At 42.6% G+C, this 19963-nt stretch carries 17 protein-coding genes and 2 pseudogenes; 13 read left to right on the top strand and 6 right to left on the bottom strand.

Annotated features, from left to right (window positions below):
* Positions 1-211, bottom strand: a pseudogene (locus N7387_RS16945) (hypothetical protein); the annotation flags it as partial.
* Positions 212-934: 723 nt separating this feature from the next.
* On the opposite strand from N7387_RS16945, the gene N7387_RS16940 reads away from it, so the two are divergent.
* The 8 genes from N7387_RS16940 to N7387_RS16905 all read left to right on the top strand — a co-directional run bounded on the left by N7387_RS16940 (position 935) and on the right by N7387_RS16905 (position 11220).
* Entirely contained in the window at positions 935-1876 is a 942-nt protein-coding gene (locus tag N7387_RS16940) for a heparin lyase I family protein (RefSeq protein ID WP_279800394.1), read from the top strand.
* An 884-nt stretch (positions 1877-2760) separates the two neighbouring features.
* Positions 2761-4008 (top strand): hypothetical protein, encoded by a 1248-nt coding sequence (locus N7387_RS16935; protein ID WP_279800393.1) that lies wholly within the window; start codon positions 2761-2763, stop codon positions 4006-4008.
* 133 nt (positions 4009-4141) lie between these two features.
* Positions 4142-5782: a hypothetical protein gene (locus N7387_RS16930; protein ID WP_279800392.1), complete on the top strand. Its 1641-nt coding sequence runs from the start codon at positions 4142-4144 to the stop codon at positions 5780-5782.
* Positions 5742-9110 (top strand): RHS repeat-associated core domain-containing protein, encoded by a 3369-nt coding sequence (locus tag N7387_RS16925; protein ID WP_279800391.1) that lies wholly within the window; start codon positions 5742-5744, stop codon positions 9108-9110. The genes N7387_RS16930 and N7387_RS16925 overlap by 41 nt, the downstream gene beginning before the upstream one ends.
* Positions 9111-9588: 478 nt before the next feature.
* Entirely contained in the window at positions 9589-9984 is a 396-nt protein-coding gene (locus N7387_RS16920; RefSeq protein ID WP_279800390.1) for a hypothetical protein, read from the top strand.
* Positions 9985-10137: 153 nt separating this feature from the next.
* On the top strand, positions 10138-10359 hold the full coding sequence (locus N7387_RS16915) for a DUF465 domain-containing protein (RefSeq protein ID WP_025155049.1): 222 nt from the start codon (positions 10138-10140) through the stop codon (positions 10357-10359).
* 68 nt (positions 10360-10427) lie between these two features.
* The gene (locus N7387_RS16910; RefSeq protein WP_279800389.1) at positions 10428-10916 is read left to right on the top strand and encodes a GNAT family N-acetyltransferase; all 489 of its coding nucleotides are present in this window, start codon (positions 10428-10430) and stop codon (positions 10914-10916) included.
* 118 nt (positions 10917-11034) lie between these two features.
* Complete coding sequence (locus N7387_RS16905; RefSeq protein ID WP_262860059.1) at positions 11035-11220, top strand: YegP family protein; 186 nt, start codon at positions 11035-11037, stop codon at positions 11218-11220.
* A 67-nt stretch (positions 11221-11287) separates the two neighbouring features.
* Here the strand turns inward: N7387_RS16905 and nqrE are convergent.
* Positions 11288-11884: pseudogene (nqrE, locus tag N7387_RS16900) on the bottom strand (NADH:ubiquinone reductase (Na(+)-transporting) subunit E).
* Positions 11885-11975: 91 nt separating this feature from the next.
* Between nqrE and N7387_RS16895 the strand changes: the two are divergent.
* Complete coding sequence (locus N7387_RS16895) at positions 11976-12194, top strand: hypothetical protein (RefSeq protein ID WP_279800388.1); 219 nt, start codon at positions 11976-11978, stop codon at positions 12192-12194.
* 155 nt (positions 12195-12349) lie between these two features.
* The gene (locus N7387_RS16890) at positions 12350-13156 is read left to right on the top strand and encodes a sulfite exporter TauE/SafE family protein (protein ID WP_279800387.1); all 807 of its coding nucleotides are present in this window, start codon (positions 12350-12352) and stop codon (positions 13154-13156) included.
* 365 nt (positions 13157-13521) lie between these two features.
* Here N7387_RS16890 and N7387_RS16885 read toward each other — a convergent pair whose 3' ends face one another.
* The 3 genes from N7387_RS16885 to nlpA form a co-directional block, all read right to left on the bottom strand.
* Complete coding sequence (locus N7387_RS16885) at positions 13522-13746, bottom strand: hypothetical protein (RefSeq protein ID WP_279800386.1); 225 nt, start codon at positions 13744-13746, stop codon at positions 13522-13524.
* A gap of 242 nt (positions 13747-13988) precedes the next feature.
* The gene (locus N7387_RS16880; protein WP_262881906.1) at positions 13989-14162 is read right to left on the bottom strand and encodes a hypothetical protein; all 174 of its coding nucleotides are present in this window, start codon (positions 14160-14162) and stop codon (positions 13989-13991) included.
* A 256-nt stretch (positions 14163-14418) separates the two neighbouring features.
* Positions 14419-15234, bottom strand: a complete 816-nt coding sequence (gene nlpA / locus N7387_RS16875) for a lipoprotein NlpA (RefSeq protein WP_279800385.1) — start codon at positions 15232-15234, stop codon at positions 14419-14421.
* Positions 15235-15664: 430 nt separating this feature from the next.
* Here nlpA and N7387_RS16870 point away from each other — a divergent pair, with 430 nt between their 5' ends.
* On the top strand, positions 15665-15916 hold the full coding sequence (locus N7387_RS16870) for a hypothetical protein (protein WP_262881907.1): 252 nt from the start codon (positions 15665-15667) through the stop codon (positions 15914-15916).
* Between the two features lie 319 nt (positions 15917-16235).
* Here the strand turns inward: N7387_RS16870 and N7387_RS16865 are convergent, their stop codons facing one another.
* Positions 16236-16442, bottom strand: coding sequence for a thiamine biosynthesis protein ApbE (locus tag N7387_RS16865; RefSeq protein WP_262860054.1), 207 nt, complete (start codon positions 16440-16442; stop codon positions 16236-16238).
* A gap of 2184 nt (positions 16443-18626) precedes the next feature.
* Between N7387_RS16865 and N7387_RS16860 the strand changes: the two genes are divergently transcribed.
* Positions 18627-19193: an SLATT domain-containing protein gene (locus N7387_RS16860; RefSeq protein WP_279800384.1), complete on the top strand. Its 567-nt coding sequence runs from the start codon at positions 18627-18629 to the stop codon at positions 19191-19193.
* A complete protein-coding gene (locus N7387_RS16855; RefSeq protein WP_279800383.1) occupies positions 19190-19921 on the top strand; it encodes a reverse transcriptase domain-containing protein in 732 nt (243 codons plus the stop codon). The genes N7387_RS16860 and N7387_RS16855 overlap by 4 nt, the downstream gene beginning before the upstream one ends.
* Positions 19922-19963: the final 42 nt, after the last annotated feature.

Raw genomic sequence — 19963 nt, 5'->3', positions numbered from 1 at the left:
CAACACTGTCTACGAAACCTTTGTAAGCAGCGCTATCATGTGTACCCGGAATTGCTATCTCAGAAAGTAGTACATCATCCCTGATTGTGCTCATCCACTTTGATTTGTCAGTGAATCCATCAGTAGCTTTTCTATAATATGCAGAATCCCAATGCGCATAACTAGTTGAGCAAAAAGACAATACCAGAAAATAGAAAAATATCTTAAACATTTTCTTGAGCCCTTAATGTGAGAATGGATATTTTGATAATACAAATTGCACAACCTGTAATGAGGGTTATGTCGTGCTTATTATAGTGTTTATGTAAAAATATTTAACCATAAAAAAGGATTGTGCAGTTTAAAAATAATATAAAACAATGCGGTATATTTAATTATTATGTTTATATTAATTATGAATAATCACCAAAGCTATTTATTTACATGTTAACTTATACGTATCCTATTATGCTTAGGCATTAGATTGTAGTGGTCAACTAAAACTGACCACGGTTTTAGCGTTTTTTCGGTATCTGACGTCCGGCAAGCCATCGCCCCATCCGGAAGCCCCTGTGTTGTTCTGAGATGAGCATATCACCTCTGTTCAGGTGGCCAAATTTATTAAACCACTACACTTGTTGCAAAAATTGAGTGGAGACTATTTTTGTCTGAAACACCCAATACGTTTTGAGTAAAAAACACGCTAATTTATTATTTTCAACAAGCCCCGGTACCTTGATGTATATCTATTGTCAATACAACAGTACCTTACATTTAAGGGTATACCCTAACGTTACAAAATCGGAATTTATAGTATTCTCTGTTGTAAGTTGTTATTCATGGGGATACTTAATGCATTTTTGAGTGTATTTAATAGTATTAAAACAGCTTGTGATTAGATATTTAATCATAAAAAAATTACACAGGTCACGATTTATCATGACAAGGAGAAATAATGTTACCAGTCTTGAGTAATTATTCTTTACCCCAGGCTTTAAATCCGCCAATACATACTGCAGATACTGCCTCTCCGCACCTTAATAACATCACCCGGGAGATAAAAAGTGTTCGAAATACTAACGCTCATTGCGTAACAGTTTCTCATATGGACACGTTATATGACCCTATCTCTTATGGCCGTGGACGGAAACTGGAAAGTATAAAAACGTCCTTTAAAAACAATGTAAAATCTTTAAAAAAATACAATATAAGCATCAATACGGAAACGTATACTAAATTAGGTCCATCCGGACAGAAAGAAATAGAAAAAACTATAGATGAAAGATACCTTTCTTTTGAGAATGGCACCTGGGTTGGAAAAAAAGATGAACACGTTTTACGTTTTAACCTTCCCAAAAAAAAAGGTAATTTCAGAGTCGAGCTTGCGCATAGAAATAATTTGAATATGAACACTGATTCTATGTATGAGTTTCAAATGAGAGCAGGCTATGCAGCACATAATGTAATTTTTTTTCAGGTAAAAGAGTGTGGCGGTGATATGAAGACCCGTGGTCGGGGACGGCCTCCGGTATCTCTTCATTTAAAGAATGAAAAAGAAATATATATTGCAATTAACTCGGAAAATGGAAATGTATTAAGAAAAAAAATAGCAACGCTTAGCTGCCCTCAGGAATGGTATAAATTCAAAGTCAGGATTGTCTGGAACAGAAATCACCCGGGTATTCAGGTGGCCATCAATGGAAAAAACACGTTTGAGACAACTGTTTCATTTGGTGCGCATAATTCCAGAAACCATTATAGCAAGTTTGGTATTTATGTTCCTCAGCAAAAAGATAAGGAAGGAGTAAAAAATACGGCACTTTTATTTGACAATGTTAAAGAGACTCATCGTTTTTTCAACCCTAAGGTTCGGCATAATAAGGTAAATAAAACATAATTAATTTAAAAAATGTATTGACTTATGATATGGAAAATAATTTACATTTATTATGAACCGCGATTAAAACGATTTTTTGAGTTTGAGTGCTGTTAATGTTAGCCCGGCTCTCTTGATTGCGAGCCGGGCAGGATAAATGCGAGTCCATTATCACGGGCTTGTTGCAAATAATAAATTAGCGTGTTTTTTTCTCAAAACGTATTGGATGTTTCAGGCAAAAACAGTCTCCACATTAAATAATCGATTGATACAGGCAGATCGCTGACGTTGACATCGTTTAGCGGTGTTGAGCCATACCATCGAGGGCACCACGGGATAATAGCTGGTGCAACAATCCCCATTGAAACGTATTTGCAGGTATATTTTTTCTAAAGAGAAAATCAATCGCGTGAGTGTTCCTCACTTTCTCAATTTACGAGAAAGCGTCAGGTAATGAGTAAAAAGACGTAAAAATATTATAAATTAACATGGGTTAAATAATCGTAATCCACATTAAAAAAACAAGGTCGATATGGCGATATTTAAATGGTATTGTCATTGTAACAGTGATTGAATCAGAAAGCATTAAAATAACGATCCTTAGCCGGCGTGGTAATAAAAATAAAACTCACGTTTATTTTCATGTTTGCATCAATATTTAACTCCTGTGTCATTAATTATAACAGGGATGTAAAAGGCCTGTGCTTTGAGTATAGTGCGGGTGGCTCACACTGCTAATCATTATTTCAATGATGGTATTAAGTAAAGTCCGGAAGTGTGCAGTAAAAAGTATAGTATCTGTATTCAATACCGGTTAATTTTAGTTATCTGAATGCAGTTGGATACGTACTGTTATAATTGAGTCTATTAAAATCATATAGATAGTTATATAGAGAGGTATTATTATGAGCGTATGGGATAAATTCAATAAATTAAAAACATTGAAAATTATGTTTCATGATAGATCAGATGCTAAAAATGCTGAAATTTTCGGTAATGGTATAAATCAGGTTAAAATACTTATTCACATTAATATAGAAAGCACGGATACATATACAGATAAGGGTGAAACATATCACTATGACCTGGATATCACGGATAAAGAGCTTAATGAGGTTCTGAGTTTGGTTACCTACCAGAAGGGTGAGAAAATTTCACGGAATAACGGGAAGTCATCAGTACGTTACTGGAATTCATCAACAACAGAATCGGCCTTTTCTGCAGCATTCGGCTATGATATGTTTTTTACAAAAAATGAACATGTTGCTTCATTAAAATCGGGGCAGGATTTTATTTTTTATGTATCCGCAGCGGATTTTTCCGCTGATCAGGATATTGAAATCGCCGCTGAAGTTGATATTCCCGGAGTAGGTGTTTTTAATACAACATCTCAGGGTACTGATACGATCAATGGCTCCCAAGGAACGATGTCTGGTTCTGTATTTAAAATGCCAGCCTATGTTCATGTACATGCCAGGACAAAAATAGATTATTCGGAGAAAAAAAACCTATTTTTACGACAAAGTGGTTGGGCACCTGTAGGAAAGCAAACATTTACTGTTCATGACTATAAGTCTGACAGTAAATACTGGGTTAAAGAAGATGGTGCATCCTTATACCAGAGTATTGTTGAGGTCTATCCTGGTCAAAAGGATACGTTAAAATTCATTAGTGTGGATTTTTCCCGTGATAACCTGATTACATCAAAAGAACTCCTTGATGGAGAAACCAAATGGCATAAGCACAAGGAGCCCGGTATTATCTTAACAGATCACAGAGATAAGATAGTAAGCCTTTCGGCAATGGAAGGGTTTGGTAAGAACGTGAATCACCCGGATTATGATGTGTATTTTTGGGGTAAACCGGACAGCGAAGGAATGCAAGGGTTTTGCCACCTGGCTGATTCAGTATGGCAATATAAGGTTGAGGTTAATATTCCGTTTAAAAATATTTCCGGAGGTGGTGTATCTATTGTCGGTCATAAAATAAGCATACCCACAGGGAAAAATGTTTACTCTAATCACTGGAATGGAAAGTCTTCTCCTGCAGTATATTCTGTAGTTGATAATTACGGTAATAAAGGAACATTTAAAATTAATTTTTTTGTGGACCGGACACATTATGAAAATCTGGGTAAGGTTGATTTAGGATAAAAAAGTTTATTTATCTTTTATTTTACAGCATTTTTTATACTGTGTTTTTCTGAAAATATATTCTCCCTAATAATCAATTCCGGGTATAGCTGGCTATATCCGGTCACGCCGGTCTATATCAGGAGTATTTATTATGAATGATAATTTTACGTCACAGACATCCAACTTTATCAATGCCATGAACACGGGGGTCGATCCGCGTACCGGTCAGTTTATGGTTAGTCTGCCCGTCGCATCGCTGGTCGGCAATCATCAGCTGGGCCCTGAACTCCCCCTGTCTCTGAGCTATTCATCGCTGAACAGCATTAACAGTGGTTTCGGTACCGGTTTTGCCCTGAGCCTGACACAGTTTAATAACAGAACTCATTTACTGGAACTGAGTAACGGTGAAAAATACCGGGTCAGCCCCGGTACCGATAAGGTACGCAACCAGAAACTCAATAGTTTTTGTTTTATGTTTACCAATGGTCAGGGAGACGGGGAAGGGTATACCATTTTCTGGAAAGACGGTAAAACCGAACGACTGACAAAAACCGGAGATGATGAGACATTCGTCACCACGACCGTCATATCTCCGGCAGGGCGGCGGCTGCATCTGTCCTGGGATCGGAGCGTACAGGTGCCCCGCCTGTCTGAAATCAGGGATGAGTCCGTGACATTGTGTCGTGTAAATTACCGCAGAAACGCATCTGTAGTCACTCTGTGGCCGGGGACCGGAGATGAAAGCCATATTCAGTTTGAACTGCTGAACGAGATGTATCTGGACTGTATTTTCCGCACAATACCGGACGGTAACAAGCTGACGTGTTATTTCAGTTATGATCTTCTGCCGGGAATGAACAATCTGTTGCTTACAGGGGTGAAATACCCGACCGGTATGACAGATGACGTTGTTTACAACAGCCTGGAGGGGCTCAGGTATCCTGCTTCATCAAAGGTCACTGCCCGTTTGCCGGTGGTGTTCACGCATACCCGGAATCCGGGAGCCGGACAGCCGGAAACAATCCGGCATTTCTCGTACACCACGCAAAACTTCCTCGGTTTCAACGGCAATTTTGGTGACTGGTCTGCCGACAGTGATTATATCTATACCACATTAACGGATTATACCTACGGTTCAGAGGAAAGTATCTCAAGTGGTGGTGTCACCCTCACCACGAAGCGGGAATACAATAATTATCACCTGCAAATCTGGGAGGAAACCCGGAAAGGCAGCTGTATTGTCCGGGAGGATATCACCTATTATGTCAGGCCTGATGTCTTTATTGACGGGCAACCGGCCCAGTTTCAGATGCCCGCAAAGAAAACGGTTACCCTGACTGATACCGCTCTGCCTGCCGCAGAGCAGACCCGTACGGAAATGACAGAAACAACATTTGATGAACACGGCAATCCTGTCAGTATGAAAGCCCCTGACGGCACACTGACTACCTATGAATTTTATCCGGCAGAAGGCGGGGGCCACTGTCCGGCTGAACCGAACGGGTTTGTCCGGTTCCTGAAATCCGTGACGGTAACACCGCGGGACAGTGATTATGATGACACACCGGAAAAAACCACAGCATACACCTACCGCCTGTTAGGCAGCAGCCCGGGCTGTGTGGTGCAGGACACTGAATCCGTCTTCAGCGGTGATACGCTGTTATCTGTACGTACCACGGAATATGAGGAAGACGCCGAAAATACAGAATATGGCCGCGTCACATCATTCACCGATACCCGGTACAACCCGGATGCAGGGGGGGCAGTCGTTTACCGGCAGACAGGATTTTGATACTGATGTCAGCGACAGCGGCCTGATGACACAAACGGTTATTTTTACCGGTTATGACGGGTTACAGTCATCTGTCACACAGAGCCGGTCTGTGTATAACGGGCTTTTGCATTCTGAGGTTTCACCACAGGGGATAGAAACCCGTTACACCTATGATACAACGGGGCGGATACTGACGCTGACAGAGAATGCCGGTTCCGCCGGGTATGAAAACACTACGGTATGGACGTATGAAATCACAGCAGAGGGTCCGGTCACGACCCTGCGGGACAGTACCGGTAATCAGGAAAAACATTATTTCGACGGTGCCGGTCGTCAGGTACGCAGTCAGGTGTTGGATACCGACCATACACACGAATGGTTTGATGTTACCTCAGTACAGTATGATGCTTTCGGTCAGGAACAGAGCAGCACGCGACAGGACCGGATTACAGCCGGGGCGGATGCCGGCAGGCGCTTTAAGATCAGCGGTTCCATGGATTATGACAACTGGGGGAATCTGTCTGAAACGGCCTTTTCAGACAGTCTCCGCGAACTGACACAGTCAGATCCTGTCCGGCAGATTTTCCGCACACATTCACAGGGCGGGGAAGGAACGGCTTTGGTAAAAAGCGGCACTGTCAGCACCCGGCTGGATAACATCACCGGGTTGCCGGTGCAGGAAACGATGACGGATGTCTCCGGGGCTGAGCAGGGGCAGCACAGTTATGTCTATGACGGACTGAACCGTCTGCGGGAAGAGAAAGACACAGACGGTAATATCACCACCTATTGTTATGACCTGTTTGACCGGGAAATTTCCAGGACACTGGCTGACGGCACGGTGGTTACCCGTGAATATGCCCCTGGTTCAGATGACGGGCAGGTCAGCGCGGTTAAGGTATGCGGTCCGGGGACTGACGGAAAAACGCTGACCATGGGGCAGCGTGAATATGACAGTCTGGACCGGCTAACCCGTGAAACGAGCGGTGGCCGGATGACCTGGTACCGCTATGAAGGTGCCTCTCCGGTGCCGGCTGAAATCACGTTTCCGTCGGGGAAATCACTGAAATATGATTATATTCCGGAGCTGGGTAATGTTCCCCATCGTGTGAGCGGTGAGGGAATAAATCAGACGTATGACTACGATAACCTGACCGGCGCGCTGTTAAGTGCCCGCGAGGCAGATACCGGATACGGCTGTGTCTGGTCACCGTCAGGCAAACTGATTCAGGAGCGGTTTACCCGGCGGAACTGTGAGCGGCAGGCTGGCTATACCAGTACACTGGGCGGCGCTCCGCTCAGCTATACGGATATTACCGGGGCGCAGACATGTTATACCCGTGATGAATACGGACAGGTTACCGGAATACAGGACAGTGAACTTGACGTTGCGCTGGGCTACGATGCCCTGAAGCGCCTGTCCGTTCAGACTGTGACAGACAGAGCCGGCGACGCCCGGCTGACCACGGCGTTTGAATATGACGATTTCAGCCGTGAAATCAGCCGGACACTCACAGACAGTAAAGGCGTCACGCTGGCCACAGAAATGCACCGGCTGAAAAACGGATTGCTGAGCCGGCGTGTCACACGGCAGAGCAGCACGGTGCTGAAAGATGAATACTATGAATATGACCGCCGTCACCGTCTGGTCAGTTACCGGGTGAGCGGCAGCACCCCGCCGCCGGATGCTTACGGTAACATGCTGTCAGGTCAGCAGTATCAGTATGATGCGATAAATAATCTGATCACGGTTATCACCACGCTGGCGGACGGCAGTAAAGATACCGCCGTGTATCACTACCGGAATGCCGCGGACCCCGCTCAGCTGTCAGAAGTGACACATACTCATGCGGCCTATCCGCCGCGGATTAAACCGGAATATGATGCCAACGGCAGGATGATACAGGATGAGGCAGGCAGAACCCTGGTTTACGATGTGGCGGGGCGGCTGACGGGGGTCAGCGGAAAAAATATTAAGGGCGGCCGTTATCAGTATGATGCCCTCAACCGGCTGGTGAGCCAGCATGTCAGCGACGGGGATGTGCGGGGGCTGTATTACCGCGGGAACACCCTGGTCAACGAGGTTCTGGCGGCAGGACGGCAGGAGACGCGGCTGATTAAACGGGGCGGTCACTGTCTCGGTATGAGTCAGGGGGGGGATCTGACGCTGACGGGGACGGACCACAACAGCAGCCTGATATGGTCAGAGAATAAAAATGACGGGGCAACACTGCATAACTGGTCACCGTATGGCAGCGGAAATCCGGTTGATTTACTGCCGGGGTTTAACGGTGGGCGGTGTGACCCGGTGAGCGGCAGTTACCATCTGGGGAACGGCTACCGGGCCTATAATCCGGTGCTGATGCGCTTTAACTGTCCGGACAGCCTGAGTCCGTTTGGTGAGGGGGGGATTAACCCGTATGCGTATTGTGCCGGAGACCCGGTTAATTTTACCGACCCGTCAGGCCATATGAAAACCGGTGCCGGTGTAGCAATCGGCCTGGGGATTGTCGGTATTTTTGCTGCCGCATTTACTGCCGGACTGTCCATGTACGTAGCGTCAGCGGTAGGCAGTCTGACAGCAAGCGCGGCGATTTTTTCGGCCACAGTGGCGGTCAGCTCGGTGTCAGTGCCGTTCCTGATGGCAGGGGTAGCCGTCATGTCTGATGTGGCGGCAATAGGCTACGGTGCCACACAAAAAAATTATCCGAAGGCATCGTTTGCTTTGGGAGTGACATCACTGGCTTTGGGTATAGCCACGATAACAGGATTCACAGGGAAAAGTATTGCGGCTAAAATTGCGGGAAGTATGAAAAAAACAATACTCAAATACAGCAATCATTCGGCTAATATTGTTGAGTTTGATACATTTTTTCTCATTAAAAGTGGGGGTAACACCGAAAATAGGGTGATTATAACTGCACATGGCGCTCAGGCACCTTTTAGCCGTAAAACACCGGTACGGTCAGGCCAGGAAATAAGATTTTACGCAGATAAATATTTCGCATTGAGGGACCCCGGTATATCCAGAGTAACAAGTAATCAAGTTACTCACCGTGAGTCTTTTCGGAGTCCATCAAAAATAAGGAATTACTATTTGAGTTTTTATGAAGTGGAGAATTTGCCGGATTTGAGTAGTATAGCCAACACAGATCAAGTTGATATAATTATGATAAAAAAAACGACCAGTTTATATCATATATTAGACACCCTGAGACAAAACGGAGAAAATTATAAAATCGTCGATTGTCTATTTTGCAGATCGACTATTACGGATACTCTTTTGGATTCCGTGGGAATAAAAATGCCATCTCAGGACGCGTTACGGCCTCCACTGGTCAAATGACAAAGTCTCTGCTTTTCATCAGACATTGATTGTGATTGTTTCCGGGTGTGCTATGGCGGAAGGCTATCAACCCGTACGGTTGATAGCCTTCAGTCACCGGCCTTCCGCAGCATATTTTTGTCAGCCCGCAAACAAAAAATCAGTGAAGGCCGGGACCGTCAGATGAAATGTCGCCGTCCGGCGATTTTTTTATGTCAGTTTTCCTGATAAAGGAAAACAACGGTAGCGGTTAATTAGCCGGGTCACCTGATACCGTTATGAAATAATGCAGATTATTTTTATAAAACAATCATCCTCTTGATGAATCAGGGTTGGTTATTTGTTTTATAAATATGGGAAAAGGCGGAGGAATTCCTTTTATATTTCACTTAGTCTCAGGTGGTATTATCAGTTTGTAATGGTGCGTTATTTTTCATTATATTTACATATAAAATAATCTTATGTAATAATGCCGGGTAAATTATCAGGAATTAGCCTTATGCATTATGTAGTTATATCCCATTTATCATTATGCCTGCTTGTCGGATGTGCCGAGGCAGGAAGTAAAACGCGTTCCGAATTAACCATAGCCACCACCGATACACACGATAATCTTATGAATAATGTGGCCGCAAAGCCGTCTTACATGCTTTCCGGTCGCTCTAAATTTGAACAGGACGCAGAGGAAAGCCAAAATAAACTGAATGAAATTTTTAAAGCCGGACTAAAAGAAAGCAAAAATACCGGTATCAATAGTGATTTTTCTTATAAACCTGATGAGTTTGCTTCTGATACCTATGGTCAGTATACGTCCCCGGAGGTTGTCTGGAATAGTGAAAAGCAAACTTATGAAGTAAAACCATCAGCACGCATGACTTTCACAATAGCACCCTGATTTATTATCCGGCCGGCTGCGGCATAATCTTCGTGCAAAACGGATGTGGTATTAAACCGTAAACCAATATCAAATTTTCAGCGTTTGATCTTTGATTTACAGGCTGAAATCGCAGATGATGATTATATAGTCACTGACAGGAGGTAAATTGTTATGTTTCCGGAATACCGTGATTTGATTTCCCATCTTCGCCAGAATAATCATCAGTTTCGTACGCTGTTTGATAAACACAATCAACTCGATCATGAAATTGCCCGTCTGGAGAAATCCGACAGAAGCGGCTACAGTGAGGAAGTGGTGGAACTGAAAAAACAAAAATTACGTCTTAAAGAAGAGATTCACCAGCTTCTTAAAGATCCGCCTGAAGATGACTGAATTTCCTTACTATGCCATCGGTTAATCCGGTGGCTTTTTGTTTACAGCGACAAAAAAGAGAGGACAACATGATTTGTTACCGGCAGATGGTCAATACAGACTGCGGGCAGGTTGCTGCCTTATTACAGGAGAATGCACAGTCGCGGCAGGGGGGATTGCTGGGGGGATATCCGCTGAAAAAAGTCGAAAATATGTTTGCGCAGGCACTGACGGTGATTATTGCACAGGATAACGACGTGATTGCCGGGGTGGTATTCAGTTTTCCGGTACAGTCCGCACACATATCGCCGGTGACCGCAGTCATTTCACAGCAATTCGGTGAGTTACTGGAAAATAACTGGTTTTACGGCCCGGTCTGTATTGCGGCGGATTATCGCGGGCAGGGAATTTTACCGGCGCTGTATCAGCGGTTGTGTGCAGAAAACAGCGGAAAACCGGTTGCCTTTATTCATCAGGATAATGAACGTTCGATCCGGGCTCATCTGAAATCCGGTATGAAAGAGGCCGGTCATTTTATCTGTGATAATACCCCTTACTTACTGATGATTGGCCGCTGAATATCAGCGGACTTTATCTTTTCCGGTTTTTATTTCCTGTTTTTACGTATCAGTGACTATACTGAAACCGTCATTATGATTTGCCGTATTAACATGATTTTCAACTGAGGAGCTTGTTATGGGGTATTACGAGTTAAAAAAATCAACCAAAGATACATCGCAGCCGTATTATTTTGTTCTGAAAGCCGGAAACCATGAAATTATCGCCACCAGCGAAATGTATGCCTCAAAGCAGGGGGCATTGAATGGTATTGCGTCTGTACAGAAAAATGGTCCTTCTGACGTCATTAAAGATTTGACCTGATCAATACCGGTAAATTAAACGAAGGCTCCTGATGGTTGCTCTGCCAATATCAGTGAGCCTTTTATAGTTACAGGGAAATACCGGAAAATGACATAAAACCGAGAGACATCAGCCCTGCAGAGATAAAGGTAATACCCAGCCCGCGCAATCCCCGGGGAATATCAGAATACTTCATTTTTTCCCTTAGTCCGGCGAGAGCCGTAATGGCCAGCAGCCAGCCGATTCCGCAGCCTGCACCGTATGTAATGGATTCAGTAAAGGTATAATTCCGTTCAATCATAAAGATGGTGGCGCCGAAAATAGCACAGTGGATAGTCAGCAGAGGCAGGAAAACACCAAGTGAGTGATAGAGGGACGGGATGAATTTATCGAGGAACATTTCCAGAATCTGAACCAAAGCAGCCAAAACAGCAATAAAGGTAACAAATGACAGAAAAGTAAGATCAATACCCTCAATAATTGCACCATCAGACAGCAGGTAATGATAGATCAGGTTGTTGATCGGTGTGGCAACAGTCAGCAGAAAAACAACGGTCAGACCGAGTTAAAAAGAGGTATTAACCTCTTTGGATACGGCAAGGAAAGTACACATTCCGAGGAAAAAACTCAGGGCCATGTTCTCAATAAACGCTGCTTTTATGAAGATATTAAGATGATTTTCTATCATTGCCCCTCCTTTATTATATTTTGATTGATTATTTTAATAAAAACAGTACATTAAATAAAGTGCATTCCCTGTTAAATGAGGTGATGTCATGAAATTAGTCAAAAATAAATGCGCAGCAGCGCTTGTTAACCATTATTTCCCTGATTTATCTGCAGACTTGTCCGATTATGATATCGCGGAGAATAATCATTTTTTCAGTGTAAGAGTCTGGATTAAAAACGAAATTTATCCTGATTATATTATTTTTGAAAAGTGTACTGTGTCAGGAGAGCTGTATCTGATTAAATCGCTGTCAGACTGCTGTTAATCTCTGTTTTCTGCTTATCTGGAATTCAGACGTTTATCTTTCCTGAGAACCTCATCCTGGCTGAAATACAATACCGGTTGTCCCGCATACAAAAGCAGATTGCCCGTTTGCTGTTTATAGTATGAGTAACGATTATGTTCAGCGGGGCAGGTATTGTGTTTTTACTCTTATTGGCGTGTGGCTGTATTGTCGGTTCGACAACGGTACTGTTTGGTTTCGGCGGCGGATTCTTTATTGTTCCGCTGCTTTATGCATTGTTAACAACTACGGCGGACAGCCATACTGCGGCGGCGGCCATGCATATCGCAGTCGCGACATCTACCGGAGTGATGATATTCAGCGCATCAATGGCAACCTTTCGTCAGCATCGTGCCGGAATGATTAACTGGCCTCAGGTGCGCCCGCTGGCGGGATACATCGCAGCGGGGGCGGTTGCAGGCGCACTGCTGGCGATTGCTGTTCAGGGAATGTGGGTTAAGTGGTTGTTTATTGCTTATCTTGCTATCACTATTCTGGACAGCATTTTCCGTCCCGGGTTTATGACGCAGTCAGCGTCTTATCTTAGGCCAATGTCCGCGGGGGCTACTGCGGCAGCCGGGACAGTGATTGGTGTGGTGGCTGCGTTTCTGGGCGTGGGCGGCAGCGTGATGACCGTTCCGCTGATGCGCCGTCGCGGGGCGGAAATGGCACAGGCGGCAGCAATGGCCAATCCGCTGTCTTTGCCGATGGCACTGACCGGCACACTGACTTACATTTTGCTGGCCCGCCATGAAACGGCGGCATTCGGCAGCGGTTTTGCCGGTTATGTGGATATTCAGGCTTTTATATTGCTGATTGCCGGTTCCTGGCTGGGGCAGAAAATCAGTGCGCCGCTGATTGGCCGGATACCGGATAAACTCTATGCAAAATCTTATCTGGCACTGCTGGTATTTGTGCTGTTGGTGATGGTGATGGTGCAATAACCCGGGATCTCCGCCGAAAAATAATCATTTCCGGAGAAATAACTGATTTTGGGTGTCTGCGTGATTTTGTGATCTATCAGCTTTACTTATATCTCAGGATACCCTTAAATATCCGCGGGTTCTTTGTTTGTCAGATACTAAGTAAGGTTTACAGGAGATTCGATCATGTCACCAATGACGAAAAGTACGATGGTATACCCTATTGGTTTCTTTACCTGCATGGCGCTCATTATCTTTGTTATTGCGTTAGTGATTTGATGACGGGTAATTAAGAAGAAAGGAAAACCTCCCGCGTATGAACGGGAGGTTTTTTTACGGCCCCGGTATGGAGCCGGTTTAATCCGCGGATAGCACCGTTATAATGTTCAGATTGCGCTCTGTTTTTCCTCTTTAATTTTTTTCGCTTTTTTTCCTTTCTCGCTTTTTACTTTTGCGTCATGTTTTACGGTTTTTGCATGGCTGTCCGCTTTAGTGGCGGTAATACCGGAATGTGCCGCTGAAACTGCCGGTGCCGGTGCCGGAGTCGATGCCATTGCGCCGAAAGAGAATAAACCGGTCAGAGTTGCAACAATAAGGGCTGAATGTTTCATTATGATATCCTCAGGATTACGGGAGTATTTATACCTGCTCAGCGGGTATGGATGAAACATATTCCTGTTTTTTTTGCCGCACAACGGGATATACATAAACAGCGATAATATTTTCAAATCTCCAAAAAACTGACAAATCCTGATATTTTACTATAGTTAAGAATCAGTGATTTTTATTTTAAAATCATATTGTTGTGCTTGTTTGTTTTTGAATTTAAACGAATCATCAACAGAAAATAAATTCATGATGGACTCCGGTTAAGCTTTATTTGCAATTCTTCTGTCAGCCTGACCAGTTGCGTCTTGTCTTTTTCTGAAAGATATGCTGTGTAATTATCCGCAAAGCGGTTGATACGCTCCATGCCTTTGATGATCTTTGCTGCAGCTTTATCGATATCACTCTGATTTGTATTCATTGTTTTATCCTTTACAGTACCGGTGTTATGACTATTATCAGAAAAAATAGTAATTAATAGCTTAAATTGAATTAATCCGGTTCATCATAAAGAATTAAGGGAGTCTTCATTTTCTTTTTTCCGCAGAGGAATACTGTGAAAGGTTAAATAAAAAATCGGCACCGGGATCAGGTGCTATCGGGTTCAGTACTACGCCGGGGATTGAATGAGGTATGAGTTACCGTGCCGGAGACTCTCCGGCACGGTATTATTCAGATTACCAGCCGGGAACGGCTCCGCCGTTAAACAGCGTTTCCGCTGCTTTGGCGACTTCCGGTGACTGATAGGCTTTAATAAATTTTTGTACATTCTCCGCATCTTTATTATCTTCACGGGTCACAATAATATTGACGTACGGTGATTCTTTATCTTCGATAAATACACTGTCTTTTACCGGTGATAAACCGGTCTGCTGAATATAGGTGGTACTGATAATCGCTGCTGTGACTTTCGGATCTTTAATCACACGGGGTAACTGAGCGCCTTCCAGCTCCATGATATTCAGTTTCAGCGGATTTTCGGTAATATCCAGCGCGGTAGGTAATAAACCGGTGCCGGATTTTAATGTAATCAGCTTCTCTTTTTCCATTAATAATAATGCGCGACTCAGGTTTGTCGGGTCATTCGGCATGGCAATGGTATCACCGGTTTTTAATTCACTGATATTTTTGATTTTATCGGAATAACCGGCCATCGGAAATACAAAGGTATTTGCCACGGCGACCAGGTTATAACCTCTGGCATTATTATCCTGAGCCAGGAAAGGACGATGCTGGAAGACGTTGGCATCGAGATCGCCATTGGCGGTCGGATCATTCGGTAGCAATGAACCACTGAAACCGACCAGTTCGACATCCAGCCCGTATTTTTCTTTGGCCACTTTTTTCGCGACCTCCGCCACATCCTGCTCGGCGCCATTAATCACACCGACTTTAATTTTTGTCATGTCAGTTGCGCCCTTATCACAACCTGACAGTAAAAATCCCAGTGCTAAAACGGCACCGGAAAAAAACAGAGAGAATTGCTTTTTCATTATGTTCACCATTCTGTTTACTGAAAGTATGTATCAGTAAATAGCGGCAAAATGAAAGAAAGGTCAACGGGAAGGGTGATGCAAAAATTTCATCTTGACAGAAATAAAAAAAAGCCCGCAATCCGCGGGCATAATCACAACATTTCTTCAGGGTACTCTCTACTTGGATGAACTCACTATACCGGAGCGGATGTGTAGTAGTGTCCGGCTTTTTAAATTCTGGTTAATGTATTATCGGGATTTGTCAGCAAATCATGACAAAATGTGACAGAGGGCACATTCATACCCAAAAGTTATCCCGGTGAGAAAAAAAGAATATAGCAAACCGGAAAACAGCCGTTGTATTGAACAAATACGCAGTTACTGATCTGTTCAGACTACGATATTCCGATATACTCATTCCGGAAGCCTGTATAATGATAAGTAATGCATGTTGTTATTTATCAACGAAAAACGGAGCAACAATATGCCAAATAAAATCTTTTCACCAAAATATAATCCGGTAGAGCGGGTCGCTTTTGATATGGCACTGGCTCTTGCATCCAAAATTGAATCAGTTAACACACCGGCACAATTAATGGCCGAGATCGCGGCGCTGTATCCGGAATGCTACAAAGCGGCGGATAACCAGCGTAAGCGGGAATATCTCGGATCACACGTCAAACTGCATTCGGTCGGGTAATTCTGCGGCTGACGGAGAGTGCTTTTGTGACTCTGTCCATTGGTCGTCTGTTCAGAGATAAGACCGGCGGTTTTTCATTGCATTCTCCGTTAAGGGAAAATAACACGATCCTTTCTTTTCGTCTTTACGCAGACTAAATCCATAAAAAATGATTCCGGGAGCAGCGGGTGAGGTTGCTTTTTTTCTGAAATAATTAGCACATTTGTATGCGTATACCCGGTTGGTTATCCTGAACAACAGATGATCATGCTATAGAGGTTTGGTGCGGATACGTAACCGGGTTAAATAACCCGTGGTTTTGATGTTTATGATAAATAAGTTAAATGGCTTTATTTATTGATTTTTCGATAGCTTTACACTCAGGGCTGTTTCCATCAACCTGGTCTATTTTGCCCGGCTGGTTCCCTTCCGGAGTATCCATTTTTATTACGCATGCATCCTGATCGGTTTGGTGTTTGATTTTTGATGAGCATCCAGCAGCCAAAAGAAAAGGTACGATAATTAATAATGTTCCGGTCTTGTGCATGTCAATTAACCCTATATTGCAAAGTATCAAAGCCTGATGCTATCAGAGTAAGAGGATGAAATAAAAACTATTTCATAAATTCCAAAGGTCGCCATGTGCGACCTTTTTTCATATATGCCGCCACAAAATTCTGAACAAACAAACGCAACGGCTATTTTCCTCTGGCGTTGTTGGGAAGTTGCAGCAATACGAAAGATACATTCTTTCCCGCGCCGGTGGTTCCGATTCATGCTCAACTGACTGCGGATTGTCCGCTGCCGGTTATTCCTGACGAATGACCTGCGACGGAGCAATTCTGTTGCTGACTGATGCGATGAAGTTGATAGCTGGCAGTTATCACGATAAGCGGGTAATACGGGAGATTGAGGCGGAGAGATAAGGGGTCGTATGAATAGTAATGGCGACCCACTTCGATGAATCCATTAATTAACACCCATTAGACCCGGCATGCGACCCAGTGAATTATAGTATGTTTGTTTTTCATATTGTAATACCTGACGATGTTTGACAGTTTTTTTTCCCTGCCCGGGGCTGCACGTTCAAGTGACACATTCGAAGGGCAGTGAAAACTTTCTATTGGGCTCAGTATGTGTTCATTGTAGGCGGCGTTTTCAATGCCAGAGAAAACTCGTGGTCGCGGGGTAGATGTAGCGCGCGTGTTCCAGGCATGAACCACATTGCCGGCAATAGTTTTACCTCTTGATATAAGCAATTCACAACCAATTGGAGCCCAAAAAACGATAGTAATGCTGGGAGGAACGGTACAATGAATGGTGTCACCTTGGCTGTTGCGAGCTAATCGCCCATGTCCGTAAACAACCACATGGTTGCTGATTAACGGAGACACGAGAGAGGCGTTGAGGGAGGACCCGTAAAATCCGTCATCGTCACTATCGGATGGAAAATCAAAAAGACTACCGTAGTCAGACATATATAAAAATCCATTTTGTAATTCAAGTTAAAGTAACAGCTGAGACTATATCAGAGTGGTACTATTTTGATATTAGTGTTAATGATTGGTTAGAAGTTAATTTTATATGTGTTTACAAATGTGAAAATGATTGCTTTGCTAAATAGCGGGGCTTTTTTATAGGTGAAATATGACTATCCCTAAATCATGGCGTTGGGACAGTCGCCGGTATCACGAGGTAACACAAACAGGCTGTTACCACACGTTACACGTTGGTTTTGATAAGTGGTAACAGATTAACTCCTTATAAATCAGCTCTGTAACCAGTGTTACCACTGTTACCAGTGAAAATGGACAGACAGGTATTCAAATAGCTTTATTCTGGCCGGCATCAGTAAAAAGGATCACAGGCAATGAGAACGCTCAAAGTATATTGTCCGCAATGTTCATCACCATCAACCATACGCAGGATTGAAACAGAGGGGCGGGTTATCCCTGAACTGTATTGCAGCTGTGACGATCTGGAGTGCGGTCATACTTATGTTATGACAATCACGTTTTCGCACACTATTCATCAGAGCAAACTGGATGTACCGCTGCCTCACCGGGGGATTTGTATCAGGGTTATCGGCAGATAACATTCCCGGTGAATATCGGTACGTCGTGAGGCCGGAAAATCTCCCCGGTCTCTTTTATTTTTTCAGCTGATTTCAGTTTCGCACTTCCCGCAAACCCGCATGAATGCTGGATTTTGTAATTTTTCGCAAACATCCGCTCTGACGTAAAATCCCACGCAAAACAGAAAAGTCATTTAATTTCAATTGGTTGAATTTTTATTCCTGCGCGTGTTGCCGCATCGAAACTGAAATTTACTGAAAAACATTTCACACATTTCAGTTTGGAAAAATCACGGGAAACCCAGCAGCCCCGCGCTCCGGCGGTATGGTTTGAACAAAATGAAAACTGAAATAAATTCCAGATCTAAAAACCGCAGGCGGGTGCGGTGTAGTGCGTTTTACGTGATAACTTATTTTATTTAGTGATAAAAATCATAAAATCAATATAAGATGAAATATTATTCTTGAATGACGAGGGCGTATTGGTTAATCAAATTAATGTATGTATGATATGCAAAATGAGGCGTATCACATATGTGATCATCCAGATTATTGGGTGCAACTAATTTTGGGAGGCTTGACCTCTAGTTTTACTAGTCTGTTTACAGGCGTTACACGCTAACTACCTTTGGCGTCTCATTTTCCTAAGGACTAGCTATGAAAAATTCGTTATCAGATAAAGTTTGGTGGACAAAAAAAGCTAAAATTAAAGCTGAACGTAGGCTTTTAAATTTAGATTATTACTCACAGTTTCTTCTGTTATGGTACTCTTTATTTTTAGTTTGTTACTCCATATATGCACTTGTGAATCCAACTGAAAATAATAATGAGTCTGTTATTATGGTTGCTCTATCTGTTCTGGTACTAGTAATCACGCTATACAATAGCAATATGGATTACAAAGGCAGAGCTATGCTAATAAAAAAATGCTATGAAGAATTAAGTATTATAGAAATGGAGTTATTAGCAGGAGTAGGTGTTGTTGAGTTAAATAAAAAATATCAATCAATATTAAATACAACAGAGAATCATTTAGAACGGGATTTCATTAAAGCAATGGTAGATGAATATGATAATACTAGCGATAAAGATAAGTTAACTAGGACTCCAATACTCTGGCATAGAGTACAAGTATACTTTTATATAATCCGAAATATTCTCATGTTTATTTTGTTATTTATTTCCCCTATAGTTGTATTATTTTTTTTAAGGGGTATGAAATGAGTTCTTATGGCGTTTTTTCCAAAAATTTTGAGATTAATAATCTCAAAAGAATCTATAAGGATATAGTATCTTTATCTCCATCGATTGGCGTGGATAATATGTCTCACGAAGTTTTTTGGAAATATCAAGCAAATGAAATTGAAATAATTAAAAGGAAATGTTTGTCTGGTGATTATAAATTTAACAAATATAAATTAAAGCTTATTAGTAAAGGAAGAGGAAAGTTTCCAAGAGAAATATCCATACCTACTATTAGGGATAAAATTGCATTACGTTCTATATGTGATTCTTTACAAGAAATATATCAAAATGTGATTAGTTTTGATTTGCCACAAGATATGGTTATAAACGTTAAAAAATCCATAGAAAATAGAAAGTATGATTATTTCATAAAGTTTGATGTTGCTAATTTTTATCCATCAATACAACATGATAAATTAATAAGTAGGCTTGGATCTAAAATTAGAGATAGAAGAATATTAGCACTAATTGAAAGCGCTATAAGCTCACCGACTGTATCTAAACCTAGACATGATGATAAACCATCACTGCAAGGAGTCCCTCAGGGACTTTCTATTTCTAATATTTTAGCTGCTATCTACTTGTTAAATATAGATGTTTATTTTAGATCCAACAAGGATATTGAATATTATCGATATGTAGATGATATAATGATACTTTGTAACTCAACGGACGCTATAAGCATAGCAGATGACTTAATATCTTGATTTAAAAAAATAAAATTAACTATTTATGACCCTAGGATAAAT

The sequence above is a fragment of the Morganella sp. GD04133 genome (assembly GCF_029835375.1).
Taxonomy (GTDB): Bacteria; Pseudomonadota; Gammaproteobacteria; order Enterobacterales; family Enterobacteriaceae; genus Morganella; species Morganella morganii_B.
Note: the sequence above shows the minus strand (reverse complement) of the source record. Positions and strands in the feature narration are given on the sequence as shown.

What these genes read in the sequence shown, in the direction of transcription:
- N7387_RS16940 (WP_279800394.1), top strand. Translation starts at nt 935, where the DNA reads ATGTTACCAGTCTTGAGTAATTATTCTTTACCCCAGGCTTTAAATCCG.
- N7387_RS16935 (WP_279800393.1), top strand. Translation starts at nt 2,761, where the DNA reads ATGAGCGTATGGGATAAATTCAATAAATTAAAAACATTGAAAATTATG.
- N7387_RS16930 (WP_279800392.1), top strand. Translation starts at nt 4,142, where the DNA reads ATGAATGATAATTTTACGTCACAGACATCCAACTTTATCAATGCCATG.
- N7387_RS16925 (WP_279800391.1), top strand. Translation starts at nt 5,742, where the DNA reads ATGCAGGGGGGGCAGTCGTTTACCGGCAGACAGGATTTTGATACTGAT.
- N7387_RS16920 (WP_279800390.1), top strand. Translation starts at nt 9,589, where the DNA reads ATGCATTATGTAGTTATATCCCATTTATCATTATGCCTGCTTGTCGGA.
- N7387_RS16915 (WP_025155049.1), top strand. Translation starts at nt 10,138, where the DNA reads ATGTTTCCGGAATACCGTGATTTGATTTCCCATCTTCGCCAGAATAAT.
- N7387_RS16910 (WP_279800389.1), top strand. Translation starts at nt 10,428, where the DNA reads ATGATTTGTTACCGGCAGATGGTCAATACAGACTGCGGGCAGGTTGCT.
- N7387_RS16905 (WP_262860059.1), top strand. Translation starts at nt 11,035, where the DNA reads ATGGGGTATTACGAGTTAAAAAAATCAACCAAAGATACATCGCAGCCG.
- N7387_RS16895 (WP_279800388.1), top strand. Translation starts at nt 11,976, where the DNA reads ATGAAATTAGTCAAAAATAAATGCGCAGCAGCGCTTGTTAACCATTAT.
- N7387_RS16885 (WP_279800386.1), bottom strand. Translation starts at nt 13,746, where the DNA reads ATGAAACATTCAGCCCTTATTGTTGCAACTCTGACCGGTTTATTCTCT.
- N7387_RS16880 (WP_262881906.1), bottom strand. Translation starts at nt 14,162, where the DNA reads ATGAATACAAATCAGAGTGATATCGATAAAGCTGCAGCAAAGATCATC.
- nlpA (WP_279800385.1), bottom strand. Translation starts at nt 15,234, where the DNA reads ATGAAAAAGCAATTCTCTCTGTTTTTTTCCGGTGCCGTTTTAGCACTG.
- N7387_RS16870 (WP_262881907.1), top strand. Translation starts at nt 15,665, where the DNA reads ATGTTGTTATTTATCAACGAAAAACGGAGCAACAATATGCCAAATAAA.
- N7387_RS16865 (WP_262860054.1), bottom strand. Translation starts at nt 16,442, where the DNA reads ATGCACAAGACCGGAACATTATTAATTATCGTACCTTTTCTTTTGGCT.
- N7387_RS16860 (WP_279800384.1), top strand. Translation starts at nt 18,627, where the DNA reads ATGAAAAATTCGTTATCAGATAAAGTTTGGTGGACAAAAAAAGCTAAA.
- N7387_RS16855 (WP_279800383.1), top strand. Translation starts at nt 19,190, where the DNA reads ATGAGTTCTTATGGCGTTTTTTCCAAAAATTTTGAGATTAATAATCTC.